This window comes from Cupriavidus sp. HE11 (assembly GCF_056097175.1).
Genome location: NZ_CP184464.1, coordinates 1,431,607 through 1,446,466, shown reverse-complemented (window position 1 = coordinate 1,446,466; position 14,860 = coordinate 1,431,607). Strand labels below are relative to the sequence as shown.

General features: G+C 64.0%; 12 protein-coding genes. 9 read left to right on the top strand and 3 right to left on the bottom strand.

Features of this window, described 5'->3' with window-relative positions; all coding sequences use genetic code 11:
- Nucleotides 1-5 precede the first annotated feature (5 nt).
- The 7 genes from murC (at nt 6) to lpxC (ending at nt 7,936) form a co-directional block, all read left to right on the top strand.
- Nucleotides 6-1,421, top strand: coding sequence for a UDP-N-acetylmuramate--L-alanine ligase (gene murC / locus ACOABP_RS06705; RefSeq protein WP_474227488.1), 1,416 nt, complete (start codon nt 6-8; stop codon nt 1,419-1,421).
- Nucleotides 1,418-2,401, top strand: coding sequence for a D-alanine--D-alanine ligase (locus tag ACOABP_RS06700; RefSeq protein WP_474227487.1), 984 nt, complete (start codon nt 1,418-1,420; stop codon nt 2,399-2,401). The genes murC and ACOABP_RS06700 overlap by 4 nt, the downstream gene beginning before the upstream one ends.
- A gap of 38 nt (nt 2,402-2,439) precedes the next feature.
- Complete coding sequence (locus ACOABP_RS06695) at nt 2,440-3,342, top strand: cell division protein FtsQ/DivIB (protein WP_474227486.1); 903 nt, start codon at nt 2,440-2,442, stop codon at nt 3,340-3,342.
- The gene (gene ftsA, locus ACOABP_RS06690) at nt 3,339-4,571 is read left to right on the top strand and encodes a cell division protein FtsA (protein ID WP_061955279.1); all 1,233 of its coding nucleotides are present in this window, start codon (nt 3,339-3,341) and stop codon (nt 4,569-4,571) included. Before ACOABP_RS06695 ends, ftsA begins: the two co-directional genes overlap by 4 nt.
- 197 nt (nt 4,572-4,768) lie before the next feature.
- Nucleotides 4,769-5,959, top strand: coding sequence for a cell division protein FtsZ (gene ftsZ, locus ACOABP_RS06685; RefSeq protein ID WP_066732415.1), 1,191 nt, complete (start codon nt 4,769-4,771; stop codon nt 5,957-5,959).
- A 398-nt stretch (nt 5,960-6,357) separates the two neighbouring features.
- Nucleotides 6,358-6,864, top strand: coding sequence for a redoxin family protein (locus ACOABP_RS06680; protein WP_474227485.1), 507 nt, complete (start codon nt 6,358-6,360; stop codon nt 6,862-6,864).
- Nucleotides 6,865-7,018: 154 nt separating this feature from the next.
- The gene (lpxC, locus tag ACOABP_RS06675) at nt 7,019-7,936 is read left to right on the top strand and encodes a UDP-3-O-acyl-N-acetylglucosamine deacetylase (protein WP_474227484.1); all 918 of its coding nucleotides are present in this window, start codon (nt 7,019-7,021) and stop codon (nt 7,934-7,936) included.
- Between the two features lie 75 nt (nt 7,937-8,011).
- On the opposite strand, the gene ACOABP_RS06670 is transcribed toward lpxC, so the two are convergent.
- The 3 genes from ACOABP_RS06670 to ACOABP_RS06660 all read right to left on the bottom strand — a co-directional run bounded on the left by ACOABP_RS06670 (nt 8,012) and on the right by ACOABP_RS06660 (nt 10,679).
- On the bottom strand, nt 8,012-8,716 hold the full coding sequence (locus tag ACOABP_RS06670) for a hypothetical protein (protein WP_474227483.1): 705 nt from the start codon (nt 8,714-8,716) through the stop codon (nt 8,012-8,014).
- Between the two features lie 33 nt (nt 8,717-8,749).
- Nucleotides 8,750-9,922, bottom strand: a complete 1,173-nt coding sequence (locus ACOABP_RS06665; protein WP_474227482.1) for a M20 aminoacylase family protein — start codon at nt 9,920-9,922, stop codon at nt 8,750-8,752.
- A 253-nt stretch (nt 9,923-10,175) separates the two neighbouring features.
- Complete coding sequence (locus ACOABP_RS06660; protein ID WP_474227481.1) at nt 10,176-10,679, bottom strand: DciA family protein; 504 nt, start codon at nt 10,677-10,679, stop codon at nt 10,176-10,178.
- A gap of 106 nt (nt 10,680-10,785) precedes the next feature.
- Between ACOABP_RS06660 and ACOABP_RS06655 the strand changes: the two genes are divergently transcribed.
- Both ACOABP_RS06655 and secA read left to right on the top strand, forming a co-directional pair.
- On the top strand, nt 10,786-11,730 hold the full coding sequence (locus ACOABP_RS06655; protein ID WP_474227480.1) for a M23 family metallopeptidase: 945 nt from the start codon (nt 10,786-10,788) through the stop codon (nt 11,728-11,730).
- Between the two features lie 243 nt (nt 11,731-11,973).
- Nucleotides 11,974-14,766, top strand: a complete 2,793-nt coding sequence (gene secA, locus ACOABP_RS06650; protein WP_474227479.1) for a preprotein translocase subunit SecA — start codon at nt 11,974-11,976, stop codon at nt 14,764-14,766.
- The last annotated feature ends 94 nt before the right edge of the window (nt 14,767-14,860 follow it).

Here is a 14,860-nt window from a genome sequence, read left to right as displayed (position 1 = left end):
AAGCAATGAAGCATATCGTCAAGAACATCCACTTCGTAGGAATCGGCGGGGCCGGCATGAGCGGCATCGCGGAGGTCCTGCTGAACCTGGGCTACAAGGTCTCGGGCTCCGACATGGGCAGCAACGCTGCCACGCGGCGCCTGGCCTCGCTCGGCGCGCGCGTGTGCCACGGCCATGACGCCGCCAACGTGGAAGGCGCCAATGCCGTGGTCGTGTCGACGGCCGTGACCAACGACAACCCCGAAGTGCTGGCCGCCCGTGCCAAGCGAATTCCCGTGGTGCCGCGCGCCGTGATGCTGGCGGAACTGATGCGCCTGAAGCAGGGCGTCGCCATTGCCGGCACGCACGGCAAGACCACCACCACCAGCCTGGTGGCATCGGTGCTGGCCGAGGGCGGGCTCGATCCGACCTTCGTGATCGGCGGCCGCCTGAATTCGGCCGGTGCCAACGCGCGCCTGGGCACCGGCGACTTCATCGTGGCCGAGGCTGACGAGTCGGACGCATCGTTCCTGAACCTGTTCCCGGTGATGGAAGTCATCACCAATATCGACGCCGACCACATGGACACGTACGGGCACGACTTTGCCCGTCTGAAGCAGGCGTTCGTGGAGTTCACCCAGCGCCTGCCGTTCTACGGCATTGCCGTGCTGTGCGTGGATGACCCGAACGTGCGCGAGATCATGCCGTTCGTGTCGAAGCCCGTGGTGCGCTACGGCTTTGCCGAGGACGCCCAGATCCGCGCCATCAACGCCCGCGCGGTGGACGGCCAGATGCATTTCACCGTGCTGCGCCAGCTCAACGGCCACGCCGAGCCGCCGCTGGACGTGGTGCTGAACCTGCCCGGCCTGCACAACGTGCAAAACGCGCTGGCCGCCATCGCCATTGCCACCGAACTGGAGGTGCCGGACGCCGCCATCGTCAAGGCGCTGCGCGAATTCCACGGCGTAGGCCGCCGCTTCCAGCGCTACGGCGAGGTTGCCACGCCCGACGGCGCCGGCACGTTCACGCTGGTGGACGACTATGGTCACCACCCGGTGGAAATGGCCGCCACGCTGGCCGCCGCACGCGGCGCGTTCCCGGATCGCCGGCTGGTACTGGCCTTCCAGCCGCACCGGTTCACGCGGACGCGCGACTGCTTCGAGGATTTCGTGAAGGTGCTTGGCACCGTTGATGCGCTGCTGCTGGCCGAGGTGTATGCCGCCGGCGAGGCACCCATCGTGGCTGCCGACGGCCGCGCGCTGACCCGCGCGCTGCGGGTTGCCAACAAGGTAGAACCTGTCTTTGTGGAACAGATCGAAGATATGCCCCAGTCGATCCTGGATGCCGTGCGACCTGGCGATGTGGTCGTGACCATGGGCGCCGGCACGATCGGTGGCGTACCGGGACAGCTGGTGTCGCATCAGACGGGAGGCCAGCAATGAGCTTCGTGGCCCATCCCAACATCGATCCGAAGTCGCTGGGCAAGGTTGGCGTGCTGCTGGGCGGCCGTTCGGCCGAGCGCGAGATTTCGCTGATGTCCGGCAACGGCGTGCTGGCGGCACTGAAGTCGCGCGGCGTGGACGCCCATGCTTTCGATCCTGCCCTGCAGTCCGTGGCCGAGCTGGCAGCAGCCAAGTTCGACCGCGTCTTCATCGCGCTGCACGGCCGTTACGGCGAGGACGGCACGATGCAGGGCCTGCTGGAGCAGCTGGGCGTGCCTTACACGGGCAGCGGCGTGCTGGCGTCGGCGCTGGCCATGGACAAGCAGGCCACCAAGCGCCTGTGGATGACGCACGGCCTGGCCACCCCGCGCTTTGCGATGTTGTACGCCAATACCGATTTCGACGCCGTGGTGCGGGATCTGGGCCTGCCGCTGATCGTCAAGCCGGCGCGCGAAGGGTCGTCGATCGGCCTGACCAAGGTCACCGAAGCCGGCCAGATGCGCGAGGCGTTCGAGAAGGCGGCGGGGCTCGATGCGGACGTTATCGCCGAGACTTTCATCGATGGCGACGAGCTGACCTGCCCCGTGGTGGGAGAGGGCGCAACGGCCGAAGCGCTGCCTGTTATCAAGATTGTCGCGCCCGAGTCGAACTACGACTATCAAAATAAGTACTTTACTGACGTTACCCAATACCTGTGCCCGTCAACTTTGCCGGAAGCGCTGGAGAACGAAGTACGGGCTTTGGCCGTCGAAGCGTTTCGCGTGCTGGGTTGCCGTGGCTGGGCCCGCGCTGACGTGATGCTGACCCGCGACGGCCGCCCGCACCTGCTCGAAATGAACACGTCGCCCGGCATGACTGGCCATTCGCTCGTGCCGATGGCGGCGCGGGCGGCTGGCATCAGCTACGAGGATTTCGTGATGCAGGTGCTGGCCGCCGCCACGCTGGACCTGCATCCGAACGAGCACTGGAAACCCGAATAACCGCAACACCAACCGGCTGACCGCCCGACCAAACGACCATGTGGCACAACGCGCGCCTGCTCAACCTGATCGCCTCAGCGCTCTATGCGCTGGTGGCGCTCATGGCGCTTGGCGCCGGCCTGCTGTGGCTGGCGCAACGGCCCGTGTTCGCCATCACCCACGTGGAACTGACGTCGCTGGACGGCAGCCAGCTGCGCCATGTGAACGCGCCGAGCGTGCGGGCCAACGCGCTGAACAAGCTGTCGGGCAACTTCTTCACGCTGGACCTGAACGCCGCGCGCCAGGCATTCGAGTCCGTGCCCTGGGTGCGCCATGCCAGCGTGCGCCGCGAATGGCCGAACGGGCTGGCGGTGCAGGTGGAAGAACACGAGGCGCTGGGCACGTGGGGCGGATCGGACAGCGGCAGGTTGATCAATACCTACGGCGAGGTGTTCGTGGCCAACACGGCCGAAGCCGAGGAAGACGCGCAGCTGCTGGCGCTGGACGGCCCGCCGGACAGCGAGGAAGACGTGGTCGAGAAGCTGGAGACCATGCGCGAGTGGTTCAAGCCGATCAAGGTCGAGCCGCTGGCGGTGGCCCTGTCCGGCCGCTATGCCTGGCGCGCGAAGCTGTCCAACGGCATGGTGATCGAGTTCGGGCGCGAGCAGAACGACGAGGATCGCGCGTCCATGGAGGCGCGGGTCAAGCGCTTCGTGGCGTCGTGGCCGCAGCTGACGCAGCAGTGGGGCAAGCAGATCGAGTACGCCGACCTGCGTTATCCCAATGGTTTCGCCATCCGCACGGCCAGCGTGCGCTTCCTGACCGATGCCCAGGCGCAGGCCGCGGCCAAGGCAGCGGCCAAGGCGGCAGCGGGTGCGGCAGGTTCCCAGGCGGCTTCGGCCGGCAACACCAACAACAATCCGACGCGACTCAAGAGTAAGAACGCGGAGAAAACTCGATGAGCAAGGAATACAAGGACCTTCTGGTCGGTCTCGACATCGGCACCTCGAAGGTGGCGGCCGTGGTGGCGGAACTGCGCCCCGACGGCAGCTATGAGGTCATCGGGATGGGCCAGTCAGAGTCCAAGGGTTTGAAGAAGGGGGTCGTGGTCAACATCGAGGCCACCGTGCAGTCGATCCAGCGGGCGCTGGAAGAGGCCGAGCTGATGGCCGATTGCAAGATTGCGGAGGTGTTTACGGGCATTGCCGGCAGCCACATCCGCAGCTTCAACTCCAGCGGCATGGTGGCCATCAAGGACAAGGAGGTCACGCAGACGGACGTGGCCCGCGTGATCGAGACCGCCAAGGCGGTGAACATCCCGACCGACCAGCAGATCCTGCACATCCTGACGCAGGAATTCATCATCGACGGCCAGGAAGACGTGCGCGAGCCTATCGGCATGAGCGGCATCCGCCTGGAAGTGAAGGTGCATATCGTCACGGGCGCGGTCAGCGCGGCGCAGAACATCGTCAAGTGCGTGCGCCGCTGCGGCCTGGAAGTGCATGACCTGATCCTGCAGCCGCTGGCGTCGAGCCTGGCGGTGCTGACCGAGGACGAAAAGGAACTGGGCGTGGTGCTGGTCGACATCGGCGGCGGCACCACCGACATCGCCATCTTCAGCGAAGGCGCGATCCGCCATACGGCCGTGATCCCCATCGCCGGCGACCAGATCACCAACGACATCGCCATGGCGCTGCGCACGCCGACGCCCGATGCCGAGGACATCAAGATGCAGTACGGCATTGCCAAGCAGGCGATTGCCGACCCCGAAGACATGATCGAGGTGCCCGGCGTGGGCGACCGCGGCACGCGCACGCTGAGCCGCCAGGCGCTGGCCGCCGTGATCGAGCCGCGGATCGAGGAACTCTATTCGCTGGTGCACCAGGTGGTGCGCGAATCGGGCTACGAGGAACTGCTGTCGTCGGGGGTGGTGATTACCGGCGGCACGGCGATGATGCCGGGCATGGTCGAGCTGGGCGAGGACATTTTCCTGAAGCCGGTGCGCGTGGGCGTGCCCGAGTACCGCGGCAACCTGCACGAGGTGGTGAAGAGCCCGCGCTATTCGACCGTTATGGGTCTGCTGCAGGAAGGCTGCGTGCAGCGCATGCGTGGCCGCAAGGTGGCCGTGCAGAGCGGCCAGGTGAAACAGGTGTGGACGCGCATGAAGGAATGGTTTGTTGGCAACTTCTGAGCCACAAGCGTGTCAGGACTTTTTTAAGTGTGACGATCTTGTTGCAGTCAGCCGAACGGATCGTGGCACGTTGAGCAGGTCAAGCGGTTTTTCTTGCTTTATTGGCTAGTAGTTCTTTGATGGTTTCTTGTTCAGAAACCAAGGGTTGCGGCGGGGAGGCCGCAGCGTTTGGGGACTGATTTTTCTCGGAGGCAGTGATGGACTTTGACATGATCGAAACGGAGATTCAGGACGGCACCATCATCAAGGTGGTGGGCGTGGGCGGCGCGGGCGGCAATGCCGTGCAGCACATGATCAGCCGTGGCGTGCAGGGCGTGGAATTCATCTGTATGAACACCGATGCCCAGGCGCTGAAGCGTTCGACCGCTTCGCGCGTGCTGCAGCTTGGCAATTCCGGCCTGGGCGCTGGCGCCAAGCCTGAAGTGGGCCGCAACTGTGCCGAGCAGGCGCGCGAGCAGATCGCCGACTCGCTGCGTGGCGCCCACATGGTCTTCATCACTGCCGGCATGGGCGGCGGTACCGGTACCGGTGCCGCGCCGATCGTGGCGCAGGTGGCCAAGGAAATGGGCATCCTGACGGTGGGCGTGGTCAGCAAGCCGTTCGACTTCGAAGGCGCACGCCGCGCCAAGGTGGCCGAACATGGCTCGGGCGAACTGGAATCGTCGGTGGACTCGCTGATCGTTGTGCTCAACGAGAAGCTGTTCGAGGTGATGGGCGACGACGCCGAGATGGACAAGTGCTTCCAGTGCGCCGATGACGTGCTGCACAACGCCGTGGCCGGTATCGCCGAAATCATCAATGTCGATGGTCTGGTGAACGTCGACTTCGAAGACGTGAAGACGGTGATGGGCGAGCAGGGCAAGGCCATGATGGGCACGGCAACCGTGTCTGGCGTGGATCGCGCCCGCCTGGCCGCCGAGCAGGCCGTTGCCAGCCCGCTGCTGGAAGGCGTGGACCTGTCCGGCGCGCGTGGCGTGCTGGTCAACATCACGGCTAGCCGTTCGCTGAAGCTGTCGGAAACCAAGGAAGTCATGAACACGATCCGCAGCTACGCCGCGGAAGATGCAACCGTGATCTTCGGTACGGTGTACGACGACTCGATGAGCGATGCCCTGCGCGTGACCGTGGTGGCTACGGGCCTGGGCCGTTCGGCCAAGAAGCAACAGCCGATGACGCTGCTGAAGACCGGCACGGATAACATCCCGGTGCAGATGATGGCGGGCCTGACGGCTGCGCCGGCGCATGCATCGCCGGACTACAGCAATCTGGATACCCCGGCGGTGTGGCGCAGCTCGCGTGAGTCGGCATCGGCCCACGTGGCGGCACTGCAAGAAAAGGGTGTGGATACGTACGACATCCCGGCCTTCCTGCGCAAGCAGGCGGACTAAGTTGGGAACCGGCAGGGCAGCGGCAACCGCCGCGCGCCTGGCAGGCTGTCAGAGGTCCGTCACGCATCGCCTGGGCGCTCCCTATCCGCCCGGCGTTTGCCTGGACTGACGCAACCCGTCAGCGCGTGCGGCTGCGCCGCGCCACGCCGCATGTTGTCCGTCGCATCCCGTTGCCGGGCAGGCAGGCCATCGGCCGCCTCCCCGGACTGGTTTCCCGCCCCCGGCGGCGGGATGTCTCCGTCCGCGCGGCGCGTTTACCCACCGCGCCGCGCGGCGTTTTGAATCCCAGGTATTTCCTGCTGCACCCGCATGCCGCGCCGCTTGGTGGCGGCGGCATCCGCCCCTATGATGCAGGCAGGTTTTCGATCCACAGCAGACACGCTAGAGGACTGTTCAAAATGATCGCCGTTGGCCAGCGCGTCCCCGACGCCACGTTGTACGAATTCTTTGAAACCGAGACCGGCGGCTGCGCGCTCGGCCCCAATGCCTTCCCGGTGGCCGATCTGGTCAAGGGCAAGAAGATCGTGGTGTTCGGCCTGCCTGGCGCGTTCACGCCTACCTGCTCGGCCAAGCATGTGCCGGGCTTCGTCAAGCTCAACGACCAGCTGCGTGCGGCTGGCGTGGACGAAGTGTGGTGCCATTCGGTCAACGACGCCTTCGTGATGGGCGCCTGGGGCCGCGAACAGAAGACCGACGGCAAGGTCCGCATGATGGCCGACGGCGCCGGCCAGTGGGCCAAGGCGCTGGGCCTGGATCAGGATCTGAGCCAGCGCGGCCTGGGCGTACGCGCCAAGCGCTATGCCATGGTTATCGACGACGGCGTGGTCACGCATCTGGCCGTCGAGGAACCTGGCGAATTCAAGGTCAGCAGCGCCGAAGCCATTCTGGAAGCGTTGCGCGCCTGACACGAAGCGTGTCAATAAAAGTGATGTATTGGGCGTCTCATTAACAATGCATAACACCCGGACACAAAGTGGTGCAGCGCAATACATCCAGAAATGGTAGTATCGCGTTATTGGAAATTACGCCCAATAGCTTTTAATAATAGTTGAGGCCGTCATGCTCAAACAGCGCACTATCAAATCCGTGGTGAAGACGGTCGGCATCGGTTTGCACTCGGGTCGCAAGGTGACGCTGTCGCTGAGGCCGGCCCCCGCCGATACCGGCATCGTCTTTACGCGCGTCGATCTGCCGGAAGCGGTGGAAATTCCCGTGGCCGCCAGCGCCATTGGCGATACCCGCCTGGCGTCGGTCCTGCAGAAGGACGGCGCTCGCGTTTCGACCGTCGAGCACCTGATGTCGGCTTGCGCCGGCTTGGGCATCGACAACCTCTACGTCGACGTCGACGCCGAGGAAATCCCGATCATGGACGGCAGCGCGGCTTCGTTCGTGTTCCTGCTGCAGTCGGCAGGCATCGAGGAACAGCCGGCCGCCAAGCGTTTTATCCGCGTCAAGAAGGCAGTGGAAGTGCGCGAGGGCGACAAGCTGGCCCGCCTGGAGCCGTTCTTCGGTTTCAAACTCGCGTTCACGATCGACTTCCGTCATCCGGCCGTCGACAAGACCGGCCAGACGTTCTCGATCGACTTTGCCGATACGAGCTATGTCCGCGAGATCGCGCGAGCCCGCACCTTCGGCTTCGCCCACGAGGTGGAAGCGCTGCGCGAGATGGGCCTGGCCCGTGGCGGCAGCCTGGATAACGCGATCGTGCTCGACGAGCACCGCATGCTGAACAACGAGGAATTGCGCTACGGCGACGAGTTCGTGCGCCACAAGATCCTCGATGCCATCGGCGACCTGTATGTGGTGGGCCATCCGTTGATCGGCTCGTACATTGCCCACAAGTCGGGCCATGGCCTCAACAACCAGTTGCTTCGCGCATTGCTGGCCGACCAGGAAGCCTACGAGATCGTGACCTTCGACAAGGTCGAGGAAGCGCCGACGGCCTTCCTGCCGCAAGTCCAGCCAGCCTTCGCCTGATCGTCGACAGTCGGATCTGACAGCACGCAAAAAGCCCCCGTTCGAAAGAGCGGGGGCTTTTTGTTTGGGCCGGAGTCAGGCAGGCAGGGGCTTCGCCGGTTTGGGTCCCGCAACGGCCAGCACGATCCCCAGTGCGACACCAAGCACCGCCGCAAACAGGATCTGGGAATCGGGCGGCAGCAGGAAGGTCAGCCCATGGGCGGGTATCCAGAACAAGGGAATGGTCTTCTTGAATACAAAGCCCCATTGCGTCTGCCAGTCGAGTGCCTTCAGGTGTTCCACGACGGCGATCGGCCGGCACAATGCCCGCAAGGATCCCTGATATCGGGCGATATGCATGTCAGTGATCTTGTGGGCGGTCATCATCACTGGCGAGAACGTCAGGTTCATCAGGGTGCTGATAATCAGTGCGCCCACCAGTTTCAGCATCGTGAACCCGCCTGCCATGGCCGCGACGATGCCTTCGATGCCCAGGTATTCCGCAAAATAGGGCGAGCCGACGGCAAAGACCTTGAAAGCCATGCTGATAAAGAGGCCGAGAATTCCCCAGACAACCATTCTCGGCACTATGCCGAATCCCTTCCCCAGATAACGCCCGGTGCGAATGCGCTGCCCGATGACTTCGCCCAGCGTCGCCAGGATGCCAAACTTGATAAACGCCATCACCATGCCATGCTGCCCGTTGAACGTCTTGTAGGCAGCGAGCCATTCGGGGAAAACGGCAAACGGCAGAAGTATCAGGCAGAGCAGCGCCACCAGCGCCAGGTCCTGTGTTTTCATCGGAAGCGCCTCTGAATCCGGACTGGGCCCGGGTTATTTGAGAAAGCGCTCGGCCATTGCGCACCAGTATGCGGCGGCAGGCACCAGGCATTTGTCGTTGAAGTCGTAACCCGGGTGATGCACCATGCAATACCCCGGCTCGTCGCCGCTGCCGATCAGCATGTAGCTGCCGTTCGGGTTGGCCTCCAGCATGAAGGCGAAGTCCTCGCTGCCGGGCAGTTGAGGCGCATCGGTATGTACCTTGTCCATGCCGAACACATCGCGCGCCACCTCGGCGGCGAACTCGGTGGCCTGGTCGTCGTTGACCAGCACCGGGCTGCCGTTCACATGCATGACTTCGGCGCTAGCGCCAAAACTCTGCGCCTGCATCTGGGCAACTTCGCCAATCCGCTTGAGCAGCAACGTGCGGACGGCTGGATTCAACGAGCGAACGCTCAGTTTCATGAGCGCCTTGCTGTTGATAATGTTCGGCGCCTCTCCGGACTGGATGCTGCCGATGGTGATTACCGCCGCTTCAAAAGGCGAGACATTGCGCGAGACAATGCTCTGCAGCGCCGTGCCGATATGGCAGGCGACCAGCGTGGCATCGATGGTTTTCTCGGGAATCGCACCATGGCCGCCGACGCCGGTGATTTCTATGTGGAGCGTATCGGACGACGCCATGAACGCGCCTTTCCTGAAATAGAACTCGCACTCCTTGAATCCCGGCATGTTGTGCATCGCGAAAATGGCATCGCAGGGAAACTGCTCGAACAAGCCGTCATGCACCATGACTTTCCCGCCGTAGAGCAATTCTTCTGCAGGCTGGAAAATCAAATGCAGCGTGCCGTCGAAATTCCGTGTCCTTGCCAGATACTCCGCGGCGCATAACAGGATCGCAGTATGTCCGTCATGGCCGCAGCCATGGAATTTGCCGGGAACGGTGCTGCTCCATTCCTTTTGACTGTTTTCGGTCATCGGCAATGCGTCCATATCGGCGCGGATGCCCAGGCGCTTGCTGCCGGTGCCGACCTTCAGTGTGCCGACCACCCCGGTTTTGGCTAAACCGCGATGAACTTCGTAACCCCAGCCTTCTAGCATTTCTCCTACGAGATCACTGGTCCGGGTTTCCTCGAAACCGATTTCCGGGTGCTGGTGGATCTGTCGTCGAATGCGGACGAACTTGTCCTCGCTTTCGGCAATGGCTTTCAGAATGCTCTGGTACATGGTGCTTCTCCTTTGAACGATGCAAAGGGTCGTGATGTACGCCCGAGGCCATTCTATGGGCCGGAAGGATTTGTCAAATTGCTCGACGTCATGCTTTTGCCCGCGGCAAACATGACGTGCATGGCAGGACAGGCATTTTAAAAATGCGGGGAAATATCAGGATTTGCGATGTCCGCCGTATTTGCGCCATCGACGCAAATAGCGTGGATTATCGTGAAGCGGAAAAATAAAACGATTCAGGAATTTTGCTGCTTCAGCGATGACGCGCCAGCAATGCCTGGACGGCATCCTTCAGCGGTGAATCCTCGAGGTCGTGCGCCAGCGCGTCCATGCTCTGCAGCCCGGCCTGCGACAGGTTCTGCGTGCGCGGCTTGCGCTCGGCCGGACCGGTGTCCCAGTCGCCGCGGCCCACCTCGGGTTGTACCCGCACCCGGATTGAAGTAACCTGCGAGCCTCGTTGTTGCAGCCGGGTAAGCAATGTGGGAACCACTTGCCTGACCCGCGCGGCGGCCGCTCCATGGGCGGCCAGCAACAGCAGCGTCTGCTCCGCCTGCGGGCCCCGGTTGTCGGTCTTGATGCCGCCCACCGCAATGCCGCTGCGCAGGGCGGGTGGCAGCAATGCAAAGACTTCCGCTTCCAGTGACGCCAGTTGCCGCGCGGTCTGCATCAGCGCGGAAACCGGCCCGGACTTTGCCAGCCAATCGTTGAGAGGCTTGGCGTTCGGGGTCTGGAGAGCGTGGTGGGTGAACAAGCGCATGCGCGCATTCTAGCGCGCAATCCTTGCCCGTCCGAGAGCCGGGATGCGATGCCTGCATGCGCGCCGGTGCCTTCTGGCGCCGTCCTTTGGGAATTGGGGAACGGTCATGCAGATCATCGTGCTGCATCCGCGCGAGCCGCGGGTGTTTCGCTTTCAATTGACGCGGGCGCGCGTCGTGCTCTCGGGCCTGGTGCTGTGCGCGCTGGTGGCGGCGGCTTCGTCGGGGCTGACCTGGCTGGTGGCCCGCAACGCGTCGGCGCCGGAAATCACCCGTCAGACGCGCGACAACGCCTTCCTGCGCGAGAACCTGGCCGTAATGGCCACCCGGCTGGGCGAACTGCAGGCTCAGATGGTGCGCCTTGACGCGCTCGGCGAGCGCGTGTCCGGCCTGGCCGGCATCTCTCCCCGGGATTTCGATTTTCGCCATCGCCCGGCACGCGGCGGCCCGGCCAGCCCGGCCCAGTCCAGCGACCTGACGATGCCCGAACTGCGCGACGAACTGGCGCGGCTGGGCCGGCAGGCCGACCATCGGGCCGACTATTTCGACGTGATCGAAACCGCGCTGATGGACCGCCAGCTGCGCGAGCGGCGTCAGCCCAGCGTGCTGCCGGTGGCGTCGGGCTACGACGGATCGGGCTTCGGCACGCGCATCGATCCCTTTACCGGCCGCCGGTCGCAGCATGATGGCGTGGACTTCGTCGCGCCCACCGGCACGCCGATCGTGGCCGCCGCCGGCGGGGTCGTGGTAGCGTCGGAATGGCACCATGAGTACGGCAACATGATCGATATCGACCATGGCAACGGCCTCAAGACCCGCTACGCCCATGCGTCGAAAGTGCTGGTAAAGGCAGGTGACCTGGTCCGGCCGGGCCAGCTGATTGCCCGGGTGGGCAGCACGGGCCGGTCTACCGGCGCGCATTTGCATTTCGAAGTCCACGTGAACGGCGTACCCCGCAATCCGGGCGGTTTCCTGACCGCTGCGGCGCCCGCTCCGGCCCAGGCGCCCCTGGCTGCAGCCCCGGTGCCGACCGACCGGACGGCCACCCGCTGATGGTTACGTACCGCCGTGGGGCCACGCGGCCGGAACATTGAAGCCGGCGCGCCTGTCCCAACCTGCTGCACAGGCCGCCAGTCAAGGGGGCCGGGCTGTAGTACCTGTACGGAATCCGTGCTGGCGACAGGTCCGGTCAGGACATCGGCACATGATAAACTCGGCGTTTTGCGCCAATCTACCCATTCCTCGCGCGGGTTTGGCGGGTCTCGTACCGGTCTGCCGCGCAGGTGAAAGCACTCGATGATCACGGGCCTTCTCAAGAAAGTCTTCGGCAGCCGCAATGAGCGGCTGATCAAACAATATCGCCACACGGTCACGCAGATCAACGCGCTCGAGCCGAAGTTCGAGGTGCTTTCGGACGACGAACTGCGTGGCATGACGGAGACGTTCCGCCAGCGCCATGCCGGCGGGGAATCGCTCGAATCCCTGCTGCCTGAAGCCTTTGCCGTGTGCCGCGAAGCCAGCAAGCGCGTGATGAAGATGCGCCACTTCGACGTCCAGATGATTGGCGGCATGGTGCTGAACGACAACAAGATCGCCGAAATGCGTACCGGCGAAGGCAAGACGCTGACCGCCACGCTGGCCGTGTACCTGAATGCGCTGACCGGCAAGGGCGTGCACGTGGTGACGGTGAACGACTACCTGGCCCAGCGCGACGCCGAGTGGATGGGGCGCCTGTACAACTTCCTGGGCCTGTCGGTGGGTGTGAACCTGTCGCAGATGCCGCATGACCAGAAGCAGGTGGCCTACAACGCCGACATCACGTATGGCACGAACAACGAGTTCGGCTTCGACTACCTGCGCGACAACATGGTCTACGACCCGTCGCAGCGCGTGCAGCGCCCGCTGCACTACGCGATCGTCGACGAAGTGGACTCGATCCTGATCGACGAGGCGCGTACGCCCCTGATCATCTCGGGCCAGGCCGAGAACCAGACCGACCTGTACCAGCGCATGAACGGCATTCCGAAGCTGCTCGAGCGCCAGATCGGCGAGGAAAAGGCCGACGGCACGGGCGTCGAGAAGCCGGGCGACTACTACGTGGACGAGAAGGGCCACCAGGTCTACCTGACCGAGGCCGGCCACGAGAAGGCCGAGCAGATCCTGGCCGCGCAAGGGCTGATCGGCGAGGGCGAATCGCTCTACGCGCCGCAGAACATCACGCTGATGCACCACCTGTACGCCGCCCTGCGTGCGCAAAGCCTGTTTCATCGGGACCAGCACTATGTGGTGCAGAACGACGAAGTGGTGATCGTCGACGAATTCACGGGCCGCCTGATGACGGGCCGCCGCTGGTCCGACGGCCTGCACCAGGCTGTGGAAGCCAAGGAAGGCGTGACGATCCAGCAGGAAAACCAGACGCTGGCGACGATCACGTTCCAGAACTACTTCCGCATGTACGAAAAGCTGGCCGGCATGACCGGTACGGCCGATACCGAAGCGTACGAATTCCAGGAAATCTATGGCCTGGAAGTGGTGGTGATCCCGACCAACCGTCAGGCCCAGCGCAAGGACCTGCAGGACCAGATCTACAAGACGTCGAAGGAACGCTACGACGCCGTGGTGCGCGATATCCGCGATTGCTACGACCGTGGCCAGCCGGTGCTGGTGGGTACGACGTCGATCGAGACGTCCGAGTACCTGTCGGACCTGTTGAACAAGGAAAAGCTGCCGCACCAGGTGCTGAACGCCAAGCAGCACGAGCGTGAAGCCGAGATCGTGGCGCAGGCGGGCCGTCCGAAGATGATCACGATCGCCACCAACATGGCCGGTCGCGGTACCGACATCGTGCTGGGCGGCAACGTCGAGAAACAGGCGGGCTTCATCGAGGCAGATCCGAACCTGTCGGACGCCGAGAAGGCCGCGAAGATCGAGCACCTCAAGGGCGAATGGCAGTCGCTGCACGAACAGGTCAAGGCATCGGGCGGCCTGCATATCGTGGGCACCGAGCGCCACGAGTCGCGCCGGATCGACAACCAGTTGCGCGGCCGTGCCGGCCGCCAGGGCGACCCGGGCTCGTCGCGCTTCTACCTGTCGCTGGACGACCAGCTGCTGCGCATCTTCGCCGGCGACCGCGTGCGCGCGATCATGGAACGCCTGAAGATGCCCGAGGGCGAGCCGATCGAGGCCGGCATCGTCACGCGCTCGATCGAATCGGCGCAGCGCAAGGTGGAAGGCCGCAACTTCGACATCCGCAAGCAGCTGCTGCAGTACGACGACGTTGCCAACGACCAGCGCAAGGAAATCTACAAGCTCCGCAACGACGTGCTGGAAGCCAAGGACGTCGGCGACATGGTTGGCAACCTGCGTGAAAGCGTGATCGTCGAGATGTTCCGCGATTACGTGCCGGCCGAGAGCATGGAAGAGCAGTGGGACATCACCGGGCTGGAGCAGCGTCTGCGCGACGACTGGAGCCTGGACGTGCCGCTGGCGAAGACCATCGAGGGCGCGCAGAGCATCGAGGACGAGGAGCTGCTGAACCTGATCCTGAAGACGGCGCGCGAGACCTACGACGCCAAGGTGGCGCAGGTCGGCCGCGATTCGTTTGCAGGCTTCGAGCGCTCGGTCATGCTGCAGAGCATCGACACGCACTGGCGCGAGCACCTGGCCGCGCTGGACCACCTGCGCCAGGGCATCCACCTGCGCGGCTACGCACAGAAGGATCCGAAGCAGGAATACAAGCGCGAGTCGTTCGAACTGTTCGCCCGCCTGCTGGACGTCATCAAGAACGAAGTCACGCGCGTGGTGTTCAACGTGCAGATCCAGTCGCCCGAGCAGCTGGAACAGGCATCCGAGGAAATCGAGGAAGGTCTGTCGCACCTGGCCAACGTGCAGTACAAGCACGATGAATTCGCCGAGGGTGGCGAGCCGGTGGAAGAGGTTTCGCATCGCAGCAGCACGGCCGCAGCCGCGATGGCCGCGATGGCGGGTAGCGATGTGGCGCTGGCCGGCATGCCCAAGGTCGGCCGCAACGACCCGTGCCCGTGCGGATCGGGCAAGAAGTTCAAGCAGTGCCACGGCAAGCTGAGCTGAAGCCAGCCCGTCACTGCCGGTGACGCGCCGATGCGGCGCGGCACCGACCGAATCCCTGGACATGCCCGCTTGAGCCTGCCGCTCAAGCGGGCAT